Source organism: Rhizobium sp. RU20A, assembly GCF_900155885.1.
In the GTDB taxonomy this organism is placed as follows: Bacteria; Pseudomonadota; Alphaproteobacteria; order Rhizobiales; family Rhizobiaceae; genus RU20A.
This window is the reverse complement of record NZ_FTMB01000001.1, coordinates 993,116-1,008,927: the sequence shown is the minus strand read 5'-3', so window position 1 is coordinate 1,008,927 and position 15,812 is coordinate 993,116. Positions and strand designations below refer to the sequence as shown.

Here is a 15,812-nt window from a genome sequence, read left to right as displayed (position 1 = left end):
AATTCCTTCCGGGAGCACCTACACTCTTCGGTGGAAGCGCCGCGCACGACCCGACGCAATCGCGCCGAGGGCGGGGCCGGCCGAAGGGGCGACGCACCGCGTCGATGGGTCATGCTGAAAATTGCCACCGTTTTCGTTGCCGCGCTTGCCGTTGCGGGATTTGCCAAGGCTGCGACCATCACCAACAAGGATGCGGACACGGCCGTCTTGGTGGTGGTCGAAGGCGAAAGCCGGATGGAAGTCGCGATCGCCGCCGGTTCGTCCGAGCAGGTCTGCCCGTCCGGTTGCTTCATCACCACGCCGAGCGGCGACAGGATCGGTCTCGAAGGCGGCGAAACCGTGGAAATCGTTAACGGTTCTGCCATAATCAAGTGACAATTGCATTAACCGGAGCGAAAAGCTTTGTCGCTAGCCTGTCCTCGGGGAATTCACGGGGACAGGTTTCATGTCGTTTTTTGGTCTATCCGGAATGGTCTATTCCGGCGAATCGCTCAATCAGCACCGCATCGTGCTGGCCGAGGATTCCAATCTCTTCTCCTCCATGGTCTCGAAGCGCCTGAAGGAGCTTTTCGACATCGACGTGATTGTCTGCCGCGACTTCGACGACCTGCAGTTCGCGATCGAAAATGCCAGCTTCCCGGCATCGCTGGCGATCACCAACATCAACCTGCCCGGCGCCGAAAATGGCGAAGCGCTCAACTATCTCATCGAGATGAGCGTTCCGACGGTGGTGTTCACCGGCACGTTCCAGGAAAGCATCCGCGCCGAGATCATCGCGAAGGAACTGGTCGACTACGTGCTGAAGGACAGCGTCCTGGCCGTCGACATGCTGGCGGAATCCGTCTGCCGTTTCCTCACCAATCACCGCCACCATGTGCTCGTCGTCGATGACAGCCCGACGGCTCGCGCCATCCTGACGACGCAGCTGAAGCGCTACAACTTCAAGACCAGCGTGGCCGAAAACGGCGCCGTGGCGCTGGAGGTTCTCAAGAAGAACCCGGATATCGAACTCGTCATCACCGACTACAACATGCCGGAAATCGACGGCTTCGAGCTGACGCGGCGCATCCGCTCCGGCTACAGCGTTGATCAGCTGCGCATCATCGGCGTTTCCTCGTCCAGCGACCGGCTGCTCTCGGCCCGCTTTCTGAAGGCCGGCGGCAACGACTTCGTCATGCGCCCCTTCGTCAACGAGGAATTCTACTGCCGTGTCAACCAGAACCTCGACACGCTGATGAAGATCCGCTCGCTGGCCGAGCGCATCAAGGCCGTCGCCTGAGGCTGTTGTCTGTTGCCTGACATGAAAACCCCGCCGGACCGTCCGGCGGGGTTTCTGTTGGTCCTTTGCCTCGCGGTCAGCGCACGGCCTGCAGCGTCAGCTTGCGGTCGGCGCGCTCCTGCTGGGGCGAGCGATTGTAGAGTTCACGGTAGCACTTCGAGAAATGCGAGGCGGAGACGAAGCCGCAGGCAACGGCGACTTCCACCACCGGCATGGCGGACTGAACCAGCAGGTGGCGGGCGCGGTCGAGGCGGATCTCGAGGTAGTAGCGGGCCGGCGACCGACCCATTTCCTGGCGGAACAGGCGCTCGATCTGGCGACGCGAGAGATCGGCGGCGTCCGCTATCTCCAAGAGGGACAGCGGCTCGGCGAGATTGCTTTCCATCAGCTCGATGATCGACAGAACCTTGGAATTCTGGACGCCGAGACGGGCGCGCAGCGGCAGGCGCTGGCGGTCATGCGAGCCGCGCACGCGGTCGGTCAGGGCCTGTTCGCACACGCGGTTGACGAGGTTCTCGCCGAAATCCTGGTCGATCAGGTTGAGGATCATGTCCAGCGAGGCCGTGCCACCGGCGCAGGTGTAGATGTTGCTGTCGACCTCGTAGAGGTCGGCATAGACCTCCGCCTGCGGGAACGCCTCGGAAAAGCCCGGCAGGTTCTCCCAGTGGATCGCGCAGCGCTTGCCATTCAGAAGGCCTGCCGAGGCAAGGACGTGCGCGCCGGTGCACAGGCTCCCGACTGCGATGCCGCGATTGTAGGTCTCACGCAGCCAGGCATTGACGGACTTGTTGTAGAAATCCTCGACATAGATGCCGGAACAGACCAGCACCATCGAGGGCCGGTTTTCGCCGCCAAGCAGCTTGCGCTCGTCCGCGAGCGACGTGTTGGCCTCGATGCCGATGCCACTGGAGGAAAGGACCTTGTCGCCATCCGTCGAGGCGAGGCGCCATGTGTAGGCTTCATAGCCCAGCATACGGTTGGCAATGCGCAGGGTCTCGATCGCCGCGGAAAAGGGCAGCATCGAGAAATTCGGTACAAGAAAGAAAACGAGAGAGCGCTTCTTCGACAGTGGCTTTGACATGCGTTCGTTCCCCGGTGCTTTTTCACGCATTGCGCCTTGTGTAGCGGAAAACTGCTTTCCATTTTGCGACATTCTTGCGAAGCGCGGCGACGGGTGCAGCGCACACAGGGCTGTTTTGTGCAATCTCATGCATAGAATTGTGTCGCGTTTGCGCTCTCAGGTCCCGAGTGGGTGACGCAGACGGACAAATTGGTGGAACGGACACGCTCTTTCCGTGTCGGATGACACGCTGTACGGGTGATCGGGTTCGTTGACCCATTTGCGACTTTGCAGTGCAGGCTGAACGAAAAACGGGCACCTCGTTTCCAAGGTGCCCGTCACATGGTTGCTGGACCGTCATGGTCTGGCGAGGTCTGCGGTCGTGTCATTCCGTACCCTTGTCGTTGCGGTGGGCAGAGCGGTACCCGATGTCCTTCAGCATGTCATGCGGAAGTCCCTCGAAGGCGCGCAGGTCGCGATGGCGACGATAGGCGCTCAGAAGACGTGTAACGCCTGTCACAAGCCGCCGGACGGGACGGGCGATACTGGTGATCGAAAGCTGCGGGGGGCGAGACAGCAGGGATTGGTCGAAGAGGTCGAGGGCCATGGATGATCTCCTTTCATGGCGGGTGGCATGCAAACTATGCTGGGCGTGCATTCATCAGTCCAATGAATGCTTTTTCTGGATTGAATCAGAATTATTGATCGTAATGCCGCCGTCCCGCCGCGTGTCGCGCCAGGCGCGTCTCGCGCATCTCCGGCCAGCCGATGTCGTGTTGGAGGTACGGGGGCAGGGCTTCGATTTGCTGCAGGGCTTGCTTGAGTTCGCGGCGCCGGTCGCGCTGCCGCCATGCTGTTTTCAACCGCGTGACCATGTCGGCCAGAAGGCTTGGTGGCTTTGGCGCTTCGCAGGCGATGGTGTGCATGATCGGTCTCCTTTCGTTGCGTGATCGGAACGCTTATGTCGTCTGATCGAGGAAGAGTGTCGCGCCGAATTGACTTTCAGGGAAACGAAATGATATCGTCTTAAAGATCAATAATTCTGAATGGTGATGTCGTGGCCCTTTCTCCCCGGAACAACCTGCCGCTGCTCGAAACCGATGTTCTGCGGACCTTCATTGCGATTGCCGACACGGGCAGCTTCACGACGGCGGGGGAGGTGGTTTTCCGCACGCCCTCAGCCGTCTCCATGCAGATCAAGAAGCTGGAGGAAATGTTGCGCGTCCCCGTCTTTCGGCGCGATGCGCGCTCGGTGTCGCTGACGCCGCACGGAGAAATGCTGCTGAGCTATGCGCGCCGCATCATCGCCCTCAACAACGAGGCGGTGGCCCGGTTCGTCTCACCGGAAATGAACGGGGTGGTGCGGCTTGGGGCACCCGACGATATCGGCGAACTCATGCTGCCGGGCATCTTGCGGCATCTGTCCGAAACCTGGCCCAATCTCGCCATCGAGGTGACGATCGACAATTCCACGCATCTGCGCCGTGCGGTGGAGGAGGGGCGGCTGGATCTCACCCTGTTCAACTTCCTGAACGGGATCGCGCCGGATCCCTCCCTCAAGGTGATGACTGAGGATCTGGTCTGGGCCGGCAAGCGGCATGGGCATGCGCACCTGAAGGAGCCGCTGCCGATTTCCGTTTGGGAGGAGGGATGCATCTGGCGCAAGCAGGCGCTGGATGCCCTGACTGCGGCGGAAAAGCCATTCCGGGTCGCCTATTTCTGCGCCCATCACATGGGCCAGATCGCCGCCATCCGCGCCGATATCGCGATCGCGCCGCTCGCCCGCTTCCTGCTGCAGGAGGATATGGTAGCGCTGGACGAGCGGGACGGGCTACCGAAGCTCGGCACCTACGATATCGGCCTTGCGATCCGCGAGGGCGCCACGCAGCCGGTGCAGGCGGTGGCCGACTATGTGCGCTGCGTGCTGGGCGACCGCTCCGTGCTCGACAGCGTCAAGGCGGCGGCCTGAGACCGCCAGCCGCTTCGTTGACCTTGCCTATTCGCGTGAGCGGCGCCGACGGCGACCGCCATCGGCCGTATCGGCAAGAACCTTGCGCTCCGGCAGGGTCACGACTTTGGCAAGTTCCGGGAAGGCATCGGCCTTGTTCGGCATCGCCATGGCATTGACGAAGAGCTGCTGGAAATTGCCTTCCAGTGCCGTCTCGATCTTTTCGATGCGCTGCACGACGCTCTCGATCTCGCGGCGGTGATCGCGGTTGAGAAGCGCCATCAGCGCGCCGGTGCCCGCGGCATTGCCGACCGCCTTGACCTCGGTCAGGTCGCAGTCCGGGATTAGGCCCAGCACCATCGCGTATTTCGGATCGATGAAGGAGCCGAAGGCGCCGGCGAAGCGGATCGTATCGACTTGGTCGACGCCCTGCTTTTCCATCAGCAGCTTGATGCCGGCGTAGAGTGCGGCCTTGGCGAGCTGGATCGCGCGGATGTCGTTTTGGGTGACGGTGATGCGCTGCTCGCCATCATGCAGCAGGTAGGAGAAGGTGCGGCCGTTCTCCAGGATGCGCGGGCTCTTTGCCGCCATAGCGCCATCGACCACGCCATCCTCGGAGATGACGCCCGCGAGATACATTTCCGCCACGACCTCGATGATGGCCGACCCGCAGATACCGGTGATGCCGACATCCTTGGCCGCTTCGGCAAAACCGTCCTCGTCCGACCACTTGTCGACACCAATGACGCGGAAGCGGGGTTCGAGGGTTTCGGCATCGATGCGCACGCGCTCGATGGCCCCGGGCGCGGCACGCTGGCCGGCGGAGATTTCCGCACCCTCGAAGGCAGGGCCCGTGGGCGAGGAGGCGGCAACGACGCGCTCGCGATTGCCGAGCACGATTTCGGCGTTGGTGCCCACATCGACCAGCAGCATCATGCGATCCTGCCGGTAGGGGCCTTCCGACAGCGTCGCGCCGGCGGCATCCGCGCCCACATGGCCGGCGATGCAGGGCAAGAGGTAGACGCGCGCGCCCCGGTTGACGTCGATGTCGATATCGTGGGCCCAATATTGCAGCGCGCCGGAGACGGCGAGCGCGAAGGGCGCCTGGCCGAGCTCTGTCGGATCGATGCCGAGGAAGAGGTGGTGCATGATGGGATTGGCAACGAAGACCATGTCGAGCACGTCATGGCGATCGACGCCGCCTTCGGTGCAGACCTTCCCGATCAGTCCGTTGATCGCCTCGCGCACGGCCTTGGTCATGGCTTCCCGCCCGTCCGGGTTCATCATCACATAGGAGACGCGGCTCATCAGGTCTTCGCCGAAGCGGATCTGCGGGTTGGACGTGCCGGAGGAACCGACGATACGGCCCGACAGCAGTGAGACGAGATGCATGGCAATCGTCGTCGAGCCAATGTCGCAGGCAATGCCATAGGCCTCGTTCTTCAGGCCCGGATAGAGCGCGATGATGAAGGGCCGCGAGCTTTCCATGTCGCGGTGGATGGCGGCAGTGACGCCCCAGTTGCCCTTGCGCAGGATGGACTGCACCTGAGGGATCAGATGCGGTGCGATCAGGAGGTCCTTGAAGCCCCAGTCCTTTTCCAGCATCACCTTGAGACGGTCGAGGTCGCCGAGCGGTTTGTGCATGTCAGGCTCGTCCACCTCGACATAGCAGAGCTGTACGGCGGCGTTGCGCTCGATGACGCGGTCGGTTGCGGCCTTGCGCACGACCTGGGCATTGACGACGGTATCCTGCGGCACGTCGATGACGAGGTCGCCCTGGATGAGCGCCGAGCAGGAAAGGCGCCGGTTTTCCGGCAGGCCGCGCACCTTGTCGTAGCGCTCTTCCTTCGGCCCGCGCGGCGAGATGTGGTCGTTGGAGGAGGTGATGCCGTGCTTGGCGAACTGCCCCTCCTGCACCTCGATCTGACACCTTCCGCAGGTGGCGCGCCCGCCGCAGACGCTCTCGACATAGACGCCCAACTGACGGGCAGCCTCCAGCACCGGCGTGCCGGCAGGAAAACGGCCACGCTTGCCGGAGGGCATGAAGAGGACGAGCGGATCTGCGGACATGATGTTCCTTCCAACTTTTTAGCCCGGGCGAGACAGGCGCGCCCGGGCTTAACAGCCTTGGTTGTCGGCTTGAGGTTCTACTCCGTCGCGGCACCGCCGCCCACGCGGGCGGCACGGCCACCACGACGCCCGCCGGCGGCGGCAGGGGCCGGGGTTGCCGGGGCAGCAGCGCCGTGGCCGGCTTCGGCGGGCTTGTAGTCGCGGTAGGTCTTGATCCAGTTGGTGCAGTTCGGGTCGGTGCCGTTCAGCACGTTGGCGGCGCGCACGGCTTCCATTTCCTGCGGGCGGCAGGGGTTCATGATGGCCGACGTCATGCCGGCGCCGATGACCATGGGAATGAAGCCGGCATTGATGCCGTGGCGGTGCGGCAGGCCGAAGGAGATGTTGGAGAGGCCGCAGGTGGTGTTGACCTTCAGCTCCTCGCGCAGGCGGCGCAGGAGCGCGAAGACCTGCTGGCCGGCGGTGCCCATGGCGCCGATCGGCATGACGAGCGGATCGACGACAATGTCATGCGGCTTGATACCGTAATCGGCGGCACGCTCGACGATCTTCTTGGCGACGGCGAAGCGCACGTCCGGATCCTCGGAAATGCCCGTCTCGTCGTTGGAGATGGCGACGACCGGGACGTCGTACTTCTTGCAGAGCGGCAGGATGGCCTCGAGCTTTTCTTCCTCGCCCGTAACCGAATTGATCAGCGGACGGCCCTTGGCGACCTTCAGCGCGGCCTCGATTGCGGCGGTGACGGAGCTGTCGATGGAGAGCGGCACGTCGACGAGACCCTGGACGATCTCCATGGTCTGGACGAGCAGGCCTGGCTCGGTTTCGTTCGGGTTGACCGAGGTGACGCCTGCGTTGACGTCGAGCATGGTGGCGCCAGCGGCGACCTGCTCCAGCGCGTCCTTGATCACGGTGTCGAAATTGCCGGCGATCATTTCGGCGGCCAGCTTCTTGCGGCCGGTCGGGTTGATCCGCTCGCCGATCACGCAGAAGGGCTGGTCGAAGCCGATGATGATTTCGCGGGTGGCGGATGCGACGATGGTGCGGGTCATGGGATCTTCCTCGGCGATTCCAGGGGATATAAAGACTTATTTATATCGTTATGTCTGTTGTTGCAAGCTGTCCTCCGACGGCCCGCGGCGTGTCATTTCCACGCTCCGCCTCACGAGAGGCGGGCGGCATCTTCCTGCATCTGGTCGACCAGTTCGCGCACTTCGGAGGCGGGGCGGCGCTTCCACGGCGTGCGTCCCTTCAGGACGCCCGATTCATGCACGATTTCCGATACATATTCTTCCTGCCGATAGGCCATGACGTGAATGCCCGCAACGCCTTCGATATCCTTCACCTCATTGATAATATCGATGCAGAGCTGCTTGCCCTCCTTCTTCTGGTCCTGGGCGCCCTCGAGGCGCTTGATGACAGAGTCGGGAATGTGGATGCCCGGCACGTTGGAGCGGATCCACTTGGCCGTCTTGGCGGACGCCATCGGGCCGACGCCGACGAGGATGTAGCACTTTTCGTGCAGGCCGAGATCGCGGACTTTCTTCATGTATTCCTTGAACATCGGAACGTCGAAGCAGTACTGGCTCTGCACGAACTGGGCACCAGCCTCGATCTTCTTGCCGAGGCGATAGGGGCGGAAGTCGTAAGGCGGGGCAAAGGGGTTGATCGCGGCGCCGAGGAAGACCTGCGGCGGGCTCGTCAGCTTGCGGCCGGAAAGGAACTTCGAATTGTCGCGCATGATCCGCACGGTTTCGAGCAGCGACATGCAGTCGAGATCGAAGACGGGCTTTGCGCCCGGCTGGTCGCCGGCCTGCACGCCGTCGCCGGTCAGGCACATGATGTTGGCAACACCCATGGCAGCGGCGCCGAGCACGTCGCCCTGAATGGCGATACGGTTCTTGTCGCGGCAGGCGATCTGCATGATCGGCGCATAGCCCATGCGCGTCAGCAGCGCGCAGATGCCGACCGAGGACATGTGGCAGTTGGCGCCGGAGGCATCCACCGCGTTGATGCCGTCCACCCAGCCTTCGAAGATCGCGGCGCGTTCGTAGACGTCTTCCGGATTGGCGCTGTCGGGCGGGTTGAGTTCGGCGGTCACGGCGAATTCGCCGCGACGCAGCACACGCTCCAGGCGGCCGCGCGAGGAATGGCCCGGCAGCGGATCAAGCGGCAGGTGGGGGCCGAGGGGGTTTTCGTCGATCATCGACATCTTATGCGTCCTTGGCGGCGTTTTCGCGGGCAGCGGCGGCTTCGGCAGTCACCCGCAGCCAGGAGGAGGTTTCGCGCAGCGACTGGTTCACCGGCTTCTGCACGTTCAGGATCGCGTCACCCTTTTCCATGTTGCGCGAGCCGTTCCAGGCCTGCACCCAGACGCAGGGCATGTCGGGCTCGACTTCGCAGTTGCCGTTGGCACGAACGCCGCCGCAGGGGCCGTTGCGCAGTTGCTTGGGACAGTTCATCGGGCAGGACATGCCCGTCGAGGACAGCGCACACTGGCCGCACATGCGACAGTCGAAGAGAAAGCCCTTCACATGCTTTTCGACGAAGGTCACGGGGCGCTCGACCCTGTTGTAGCCGAGCGCCTTCCACACCGGGTGGAGCATCAGGAACAGGCTGGCGAAGCGGTGGTAGAACCATTCAAGGAAGCGCGAGTTGCGTACAGCCCACAGGCGCACCGTATATTTGTGGCGGGCGCGCCGGTTGGGCGAGACGCCCGACGGGGTAAATGCGCCCGCAGCCGCCTTGGCGCCCGGCGCGACATTGCCCGAGCGCTCCTTGGTTTCAGCCATTGTTGCGTCCTCCTGCCTTGACGAGGGCGACCAGCCGTTCCTTGTCGTAGGCCGCTTCGAGCTCGGCGGCGGCGCGGTCTGCTTCTGCTTCCAGATCGTCGGAGACGGGAACGGGATCGGCCTTGCGCCATTCGGCGAGGTAATCGTCGGTCTCAGCCGCGCCGGTGCGCATGGCGCACATGTCGATCGCCTCGGTGAAACGCAACGAAAGCTCGCGCTTGGCGGTCTTGCGGCCCTGCTTGATGATGACCTGGGCGGGGATGTCGCGCCAGTAGACGACGATGCGGTCTGCCATTCCTCGTATTCTCCTCTTGGCCTGCGAGAATGATGAAGCGGCCGGCGCGTGGCTTCCCTCGCCACGACGCCCGACCGGCTCAAAAACGACGCTCGCACGGTTGATCGGAGAATGCGATCCGGCTGCTACCATATCCCACGGGAAATGCCGTGGCGCAGCCAGGTCCAGAGGGTCGGATGATACCATTGGCGCGAGGGCTCATCGACGGTGACGGGCTTGGCACGGCCGGCCAGGATGTCGTCGATGGCGCGCACGGCAATGTCAGTGGCGCCAGCGGTCTGGAGCAGCGGATAGGTGTGCAGCGTGTCGCGCTTCGACGGTGTCAGCCGCTTGCGATAAAGGATCGCACCGGTGTCGACGCCGGGATCGACGAGATGCACGGTGGAGCCGAAATTGGCCTCGTCCTTCATGACGCGCGCCCAGTAGCCGCCCATCAGGCCGCGGTAGCGCGGGTTGATGCCGGCGTGAAAATTGAGGACGGGGCAGGGCATCTCCGCCAGCGCTTGCGCGCTCAGCATGCGGCAGGAAATCAGAAAGATCACCGCGGGCTGCTCGGCCATCACGGCGGCAAGAGCCTCGGGGGTGTTGATCGCCGGGATGGGGATGGTGCGGATGGCTGATGCACGTTCGGTCGACGCGCCGTAGGCGGCGAGGATCTCGGCGGCACGGGCGCGGGTAAAGCGCTTGCCGAACCGCGAGACGATCATGGTGCCAAGCTGGCCGAGCGCGCTGATCCAGCCGAGCTTTCGAGCCCGCCGCTTCAGGAACAGCGCTTTTGATTCCGGCGGTTCCTGAAGGACGACGATGTCGGAAAAGCGACGGGATAGCGCATCGATCATCACGGACGGGTTTTCCCCGCCGGCGGTGACGATGACGATGCGGCCGGGATGCATGTCCATCACAGGAAGGCCGTAACAAGGGCGCCGGCTGCGGCGATCACGCCGGCGACGACGACGAGGGAGAGGAGGCCGAGCCCGCAGCCGATGGCGAGCACGATGCCGTCGCGCTGGCTGTGGGCAAGACCGATGACCGCGATGGCGAAGGCGGGCGCCCAGTTGCCGAGCGGGATGGGCAGGAAGACGACAATGGCGAGGATGAGGCAGAGGGCGCCGACGGCGCGTTCGGCGATTCGCGATTCAATCATCCAGAAGCGGGGGCGCACGAGGCGCTCGACGCGCTGCAGCCAAGGCGTGATGCGGGCGACGACGAGGCTGAAGGTCGCGGTATCCATGGCGTAATTGGCCAGTTTCGGTGGCAGGCTGACGCGGGGCAGGCGTGAAAAGGTCATCTGGAAGGCGAGGTAGACGAGCGGCAGGCCGAGGAAGAAGGTGGCGCCCGGCGGCAGTGGAATGAGGTTAGGCAGCGCGAAGACCACCAGGAAGGCGCCGAAGGAGCGGTCCTCCATGGCGATGGCAAGATCGCGCAAGGACATTTTCGGCCTGTCCTGCCCTGCGAGATCGGTCAGCAGTTCGGAGAGCTTTTCCGATGCCGGTGGCGGTGCTGCGTAATCGCGTGCCTCGAATGTGGTGTCCGTCATCCCCGTTGTCCTTTTCTCGTTTTGCAGAAAGGATGCGCGGGGGCGCTTAGCAACGGCTTAAGGCGGAGCCGTGGCAGAAACCTGACTAAGATCAGGCCTAACGGAGCGTTATCGCCGCCTCCACGACGGCAGAGAAACTCAAAGCCGCTTCAAGTCCGCGGCGAGATCCCCATAGCCCGTGAAACGGTATTCATAGGCGAGGCCGAGCTTTCGGGCGGCTTCCTCCGCCTTGCGTTGTAGGTCGGCATCCTCCGTCTGAGCCAGATAGATCAGCTTGCGGTAATGACCGAAATACATGTCTCTCAGTTCGGGATGACGATCGAGGCCGAGCGGTTCGATGACGAAGGCCTCGAACTGGCGGGCGAGAAAATCGGTGAGGAAAAAGGCGGTGAGGTCGTCGGTCCAGCGCGCCGCGAAAGCGTCGTTGCCGACGAAAAACGAATAGCAGTGGGGCCCTGCAATCCGCTCGACGCCGGCCTTCTCGCAAAAGACATCCAGCGCGCCGCCGGTGCCGCAATCGGCATAGGCAACGAAGATGCGCCCATCGGGGTCTTCCGTCCGCGTCTCGGCAATCGCCTTTTCAAGGCCGGGCACGATGCGTTCGGGATGATTGTGCCAGATGGCGGGCAGACAGTGAAGGTCGATATGGGAAAGGCCGCTCGCCTCGCAGACGGCGAGAATTTCGCGCGCGAGGGCACCGCAGGCGATCACGTGAACTTTTTTCGCGGTGGTGCGTTCTGCCACCCGAGAGGCCTGCGCTGTGTCGCTCTCGCGGAAAACATTCATCTAAAGGAACCCGTCCATGACCAAATCCTCCATCGCTCTTCTCGGTGCTGCAGCCCTCGCCGTGCTCACCTTGTCCGGCTGCGGCAATACGATCCGCGGCATCGGCCAGGATACCGCAAACACGGTGAACGCGACACAGGACGCCGGACGGACCGTCGAGCGCGCCGCGAAATAAGTGACCCGACACCTCAAATGACAAAAGCCGGCCGCATTTGCAGCCGGCTTTTGCATGTCACGTGTCGTCAGCACCGGCTCAGAGCTGGTTGTGGCGGCGCTTCAGGAAGTCCTTGGCGGTTTCGACAGCAATGGCCGCATCGCGGCAGTAGGCGTCGGCGCCGACGGCCTTGCCGAATTCCTCGTTGAGCGGCGCGCCGCCGACGAGAACGACGTAGTCGTCACGGATGCCCTTTTCCTTCATGGTGTCGATGACGACCTTCATGTAGGGCATGGTGGTGGTGAGCAGTGCCGACATGCCGAGGATATCCGGCTTTTCGCGCTCGAGGGCCTCGAGATAGTTTTCGACCGGGTTGTTGATGCCGAGGTCGACGACATCGAAGCCGGCGCCTTCCATCATCATGCCGACGAGGTTCTTGCCGATATCGTGGATGTCGCCCTTGACGGTGCCGATGACCATCTTGCCGAGCTTCGGTGCGCCGGTTTCGGCCAGCAGCGGACGAAGGATGGTCATGCCGGCCTTCATGGCGTTGGCGGAAAGCAGCACTTCCGGCACGAAGAGGATGCCGTCGCGGAAATCGACGCCGACGATGCGCATGCCTTCGACGAGCGCTTCCGTCAGAATGTCGTAGGGGGTCCAGCCGCGCTCCAGCAGAATGTTGGTCGCTTCCTCGATTTCCTCCTTCAGGCCGTCATAGAGGTCGTCATGCATCTGCTGCACGAGTTCCTCGTCGGAAAGCTCCGAAAGAATGATGTCATCGTCTGCCATTGTGTGGTTCCTCGTTCCCAGCGCGGTCAGGCGAAAATCCGGACGCGTCGATCTCATGCTAGCCGTGCCCCCGGCAAAATCCCTTTTCGAAAGCGACGTGTCGTGCCATGAAAAGCGACGATGCCTGCCGGCGCGATAGGCTTAGCAAAATCAATGCATTCATGCCATGTGGAAATGATTGCAGCGGATGTGTCCGAGATGCGGCACTTGGTGGCGCATTGAGACCCGCCCCGGTCGGGCGGCTCGCTAGCATATTATGCGAAACGGGCCGAGCGGCGCGTCCTGGGAGAGGAAACGAGACATGACAGATATCACCGAACAGACGACGCCCGAGGCTCCCGCGCGCCGGTCGCGCTCGGAAGGCCGCGGCGCAGCAGCCCGCCGTGCCTCGCGCACCGGCGGCGGCGCACCGCCGTCGCTGCCCTATATCACCCGCAAGATTCGCGAGTACGAAGTGCTCGACGAAGAGGGCCTGGCGCTGATCGAGCGTAATGCCGACACGGTGCTCGAGGAAATCGGCATCGAATTTCGCGAAGACCCCGAGGCGCTGGAGCTCTGGCGGCAGGCTGGCGCGGATGTGCGCGGCGAGCGTGTGCATTTTCCCAAGGGCCTTTGCCGTGAACTCCTGAAGACTGCGCCGAGGGAATTCACCTGGCATGCGCGCAATCCGGAGCGCAATGTGCAGATCGGCGGCAAGGCCACCGTTTTCGCACCCGTCTACGGCCCGCCCTTCGTGCGGGACCTCGAAGGCGTGCGCCGCTATGCGACGATCGAGGATTTCCGCAATTTCGTGAAGCTCGCCTATATGGCGCCGTCGATGCATTCGTCCGGCGGCACGGTCTGCGAGCCGGTGGACATTCCGGTGAACAAGCGTCACCTCGACATGGTCTACAGCCACATCAAATATTCCGACAAGCCGTTCATGGGCTCTGTGACGGCGCCGGAACGCGCCGAAGATACGATCGCCATGGCCAAGCTCGTCTTCGGCGACGAGTTCGTGGAAAACAACACGGTCACGCTGAACCTCATCAACGCCAATTCGCCGATGGTCTTCGACGAGACGATGGTGGGGGCGCTGAAGGTCTATGCACGCCACAATCAGGCCTGCGTCGTCTCGCCCTTCATCCTGTCGGGCGCCATGAGCCCGGTGACGGTCGCGGGCACGCTGACGCAGATCCTGGCCGAAGTGCTGGCCGGTGCCTCCTTCACGCAGTTGATCCGCAAGGGTGCGCCGGTGCTGTTCGGCACCTTTGCTGCGTCGATCTCCATGCAGTCGGGCGCACCGACCTTCGGCTCGCCGGAACCGTCGCTGGTTTCCTACGGCGCGGCGCAGCTCGCCCGACGTCTCGGCCTGCCGTTCCGCACGGGCGGCTCGCTCTGCGGTTCGAAGGTGCCGGACGCCCAGGCCGCGCACGAATCGTCCAACACGCTGAACATGACGCTTCTGGCCGGCACGAATTTCGTGCTGCACGCGGCCGGCTGGCTGGAAGGCGGCCTGATCTCCTCCTACGAGAAATTCATGATCGACCAGGATCAGCTCGGCATGATGCAGAAGCTTGCCCAGGGCGTGGATCTTTCCACCGAGGCGCAGGCGCTGGATGCGATCCGCGAAGTGGGTCCGGGCAGCCATTATCTCGGCTGCGCGCACACGCAGGCCAACTTCCAGACGGCCTTCTACCGCTCGCCGCTCGCCGATAACAACTCGTTCGAACAGTGGGAAATCGAAGGTTCCAAGCGTATCGAGGAACGCGCCAACGCGCTCTGCCGCTCCTGGCTCGACAGTTACGAGGCGCCGCCGCTCGATCCGGCCATTGACGAGGCGCTGCTCGCCTTCATCAAGGACCGCAAGGACTCGATGCCCGACGCCTTCACCTGAAGCGAGCCCGAAAGCGCCAGGGAGCAAGGCGGGGCGGCCAAGGTCGCCGACATGATCCAGAAGGAAGTCTGGCGGCCGCATCACCCGGTGATGGGGCCGCGGCCGAAATGACCGACGACCGGATGGATCGTGGCGATGCGCGGCCGCGACTGGACAGAATTGTCGAGGATCTGGCGCCGCACGGATTGTTTCCGCGCGGCGTCGTCGTTTTTGACGAAAGCGATGCCCGGCCGGCACTGGCCGATGGCCGGCCGGCAGCGAGCGTGGTGCTGGTCGGGGCCATCGGTGGCTCGTTCTGGGCCGCATTTGCAGCGTGGCGGCAGACGGCGGCGGGTGGCGGTGGCGATCCGCTCGACACGTGGTCAAAGGCGGTGATCACACCGGTCGCGGGGCAGCATGGCGCGACGGTCTTCTTTCCCTCCGATCCGCCCTATCAGCCGTTTCAGCGCTGGGCGATGCGGGCGGAGGGGGTGCAGGCGTCCCCGCTCGGTATTCTCATGCATCCGCAATACGGTCTTTGGCACAGCTATCGCGGCGCGCTGGCCTTTCCGGAGGTGATCGAAGCCCAGGCGGCAGAGGTCGAACCGCATCCATGTGACGCCTGCCGCACGCATCCTTGTCTTTCGAGCTGTCCGGTCGGTGCCATCACGGAACGCGGGTTTGCCGTCCAGACCTGTCGCAGTCACCTCGTCACGCCCGCGGGGCAGGCGGGCTGCATGGTCGATGGCTGCGCGGCGCGCAATGCCTGTCCTGTCGGCAAGGCGTATCGCTACAGCGCCGATCAGCTGCGCTTCCACATGGCGGCATTGAAGCTCTGATCAGGCCTTGGGGTAGGCGCGCTCAAGGCCACCGGAGCGGGTGAGACCGGCCTTGAAGGCCTGGTAGGCCGGGTGCTGGCTGGAGCGGGCGACTTCGCTGAGACGGATCTGCAGGCGGGCGGGGGCGTTGTCGCCGAACCAATGGCCGAGACGGTCGAGCTTCATGGAGTTGAGGAAGGGCGCCGTCGCCTGGCGGTCGAGGTGGAAGTGCAGGCCCTCCAGGAGATTGTCGTCCTGCAGCGGATTTTCCATGATCAGGTGCACGTAGGACTGATCCGTCTCGCCAAAGGCCTGCAGCTTGTCGGCAAGGCTTTCCCGATCGGGGAAGGAAATGGCAGCGCTGTTCATGGCGATTCGTCTCCGGCTCTTTTCCTCCGGAGGTAATAGGGGATCGGCCGGCGGGCTTCAATC

At 63.4% G+C, this 15,812-nt stretch carries 19 protein-coding genes; 6 read left to right on the top strand and 13 right to left on the bottom strand.

What is annotated here, in order from left to right:
- Positions 1–111: 111 nt before the first annotated feature.
- Both F3H41_RS04905 and F3H41_RS04900 read left to right on the top strand, forming a co-directional pair.
- The gene (locus tag F3H41_RS04905) at positions 112–375 is read left to right on the top strand and encodes a hypothetical protein (protein WP_149737421.1); all 264 of its coding nucleotides are present in this window, start codon (positions 112–114) and stop codon (positions 373–375) included.
- Positions 376–445: 70 nt separating this feature from the next.
- Complete coding sequence (locus tag F3H41_RS04900) at positions 446–1,279, top strand: response regulator (protein WP_149737420.1); 834 nt, start codon at positions 446–448, stop codon at positions 1,277–1,279.
- A gap of 76 nt (positions 1,280–1,355) precedes the next feature.
- Here the strand turns inward: F3H41_RS04900 and F3H41_RS04895 are convergent, their stop codons facing one another.
- From F3H41_RS04895 to F3H41_RS04885, 3 genes are all read right to left on the bottom strand, one after another.
- Positions 1,356–2,360, bottom strand: coding sequence for a GlxA family transcriptional regulator (locus F3H41_RS04895; protein WP_149737419.1), 1,005 nt, complete (start codon positions 2,358–2,360; stop codon positions 1,356–1,358).
- A 364-nt stretch (positions 2,361–2,724) separates the two neighbouring features.
- Positions 2,725–2,946 (bottom strand): hypothetical protein, encoded by a 222-nt coding sequence (locus tag F3H41_RS04890; protein WP_149737417.1) that lies wholly within the window; start codon positions 2,944–2,946, stop codon positions 2,725–2,727.
- Positions 2,947–3,037: 91 nt separating this feature from the next.
- The gene (locus F3H41_RS04885; RefSeq protein WP_149737415.1) at positions 3,038–3,265 is read right to left on the bottom strand and encodes a hypothetical protein; all 228 of its coding nucleotides are present in this window, start codon (positions 3,263–3,265) and stop codon (positions 3,038–3,040) included.
- A 131-nt stretch (positions 3,266–3,396) separates the two neighbouring features.
- Between F3H41_RS04885 and F3H41_RS04880 the strand changes: the two genes are divergently transcribed.
- Complete coding sequence (locus F3H41_RS04880; protein WP_149737414.1) at positions 3,397–4,308, top strand: LysR family transcriptional regulator; 912 nt, start codon at positions 3,397–3,399, stop codon at positions 4,306–4,308.
- Positions 4,309–4,335: 27 nt separating this feature from the next.
- Here the strand turns inward: F3H41_RS04880 and F3H41_RS04875 are convergent, their stop codons facing one another.
- The 8 genes from F3H41_RS04875 to F3H41_RS04840 form a co-directional block, all read right to left on the bottom strand.
- Positions 4,336–6,357 carry an ASKHA domain-containing protein gene (locus tag F3H41_RS04875; protein ID WP_149737412.1) on the bottom strand — a complete coding sequence of 674 codons (2,022 nt, stop codon included), beginning with the start codon at positions 6,355–6,357 and terminating at the stop codon, positions 4,336–4,338.
- Positions 6,358–6,434: 77 nt separating this feature from the next.
- Positions 6,435–7,406, bottom strand: coding sequence for a methyltetrahydrofolate cobalamin methyltransferase (locus F3H41_RS04870; RefSeq protein WP_149737411.1), 972 nt, complete (start codon positions 7,404–7,406; stop codon positions 6,435–6,437).
- Positions 7,407–7,516: 110 nt separating this feature from the next.
- Entirely contained in the window at positions 7,517–8,566 is a 1,050-nt protein-coding gene (locus F3H41_RS04865; RefSeq protein ID WP_149737409.1) for a methylenetetrahydrofolate reductase, read from the bottom strand.
- Between the two features lies 1 nt (position 8,567).
- Complete coding sequence (locus tag F3H41_RS04860; protein ID WP_149737408.1) at positions 8,568–9,146, bottom strand: methylenetetrahydrofolate reductase C-terminal domain-containing protein; 579 nt, start codon at positions 9,144–9,146, stop codon at positions 8,568–8,570.
- The gene (locus F3H41_RS04855; protein WP_149737407.1) at positions 9,139–9,441 is read right to left on the bottom strand and encodes a virulence factor; all 303 of its coding nucleotides are present in this window, start codon (positions 9,439–9,441) and stop codon (positions 9,139–9,141) included. The genes F3H41_RS04860 and F3H41_RS04855 overlap by 8 nt, the downstream gene beginning before the upstream one ends.
- Before the next feature lie 125 nt (positions 9,442–9,566).
- Positions 9,567–10,340, bottom strand: coding sequence for a formyl transferase (locus F3H41_RS04850; RefSeq protein ID WP_149737406.1), 774 nt, complete (start codon positions 10,338–10,340; stop codon positions 9,567–9,569).
- A complete protein-coding gene (locus F3H41_RS04845) occupies positions 10,340–10,978 on the bottom strand; it encodes an exopolysaccharide biosynthesis protein (RefSeq protein ID WP_149737404.1) in 639 nt (212 codons plus the stop codon). Before F3H41_RS04845 ends, F3H41_RS04850 begins: the two co-directional genes overlap by 1 nt.
- A 138-nt stretch (positions 10,979–11,116) precedes the next feature.
- Positions 11,117–11,764 (bottom strand): DUF1638 domain-containing protein, encoded by a 648-nt coding sequence (locus tag F3H41_RS04840; protein WP_149737403.1) that lies wholly within the window; start codon positions 11,762–11,764, stop codon positions 11,117–11,119.
- Between the two features lie 16 nt (positions 11,765–11,780).
- Between F3H41_RS04840 and F3H41_RS04835 the strand changes: the two genes are divergently transcribed.
- Positions 11,781–11,939: an entericidin gene (locus F3H41_RS04835; RefSeq protein WP_149737401.1), complete on the top strand. Its 159-nt coding sequence runs from the start codon at positions 11,781–11,783 to the stop codon at positions 11,937–11,939.
- A gap of 78 nt (positions 11,940–12,017) precedes the next feature.
- Here the strand turns inward: F3H41_RS04835 and F3H41_RS04830 are convergent, their stop codons facing one another.
- Complete coding sequence (locus F3H41_RS04830; protein ID WP_149737400.1) at positions 12,018–12,707, bottom strand: B12-binding domain-containing protein; 690 nt, start codon at positions 12,705–12,707, stop codon at positions 12,018–12,020.
- 301 nt (positions 12,708–13,008) lie between these two features.
- Here F3H41_RS04830 and F3H41_RS04825 point away from each other — a divergent pair, with 301 nt between their 5' ends.
- Positions 13,009–14,583 (top strand): trimethylamine methyltransferase family protein, encoded by a 1,575-nt coding sequence (locus tag F3H41_RS04825; RefSeq protein WP_149737399.1) that lies wholly within the window; start codon positions 13,009–13,011, stop codon positions 14,581–14,583.
- A 122-nt stretch (positions 14,584–14,705) separates the two neighbouring features.
- Positions 14,706–15,401 (top strand): 4Fe-4S dicluster domain-containing protein, encoded by a 696-nt coding sequence (locus F3H41_RS04820; protein ID WP_149738221.1) that lies wholly within the window; start codon positions 14,706–14,708, stop codon positions 15,399–15,401.
- Here the strand turns inward: F3H41_RS04820 and F3H41_RS04815 are convergent, their stop codons facing one another.
- The gene (locus tag F3H41_RS04815; protein WP_149737397.1) at positions 15,402–15,749 is read right to left on the bottom strand and encodes a hypothetical protein; all 348 of its coding nucleotides are present in this window, start codon (positions 15,747–15,749) and stop codon (positions 15,402–15,404) included.
- Positions 15,750–15,812: the final 63 nt, after the last annotated feature.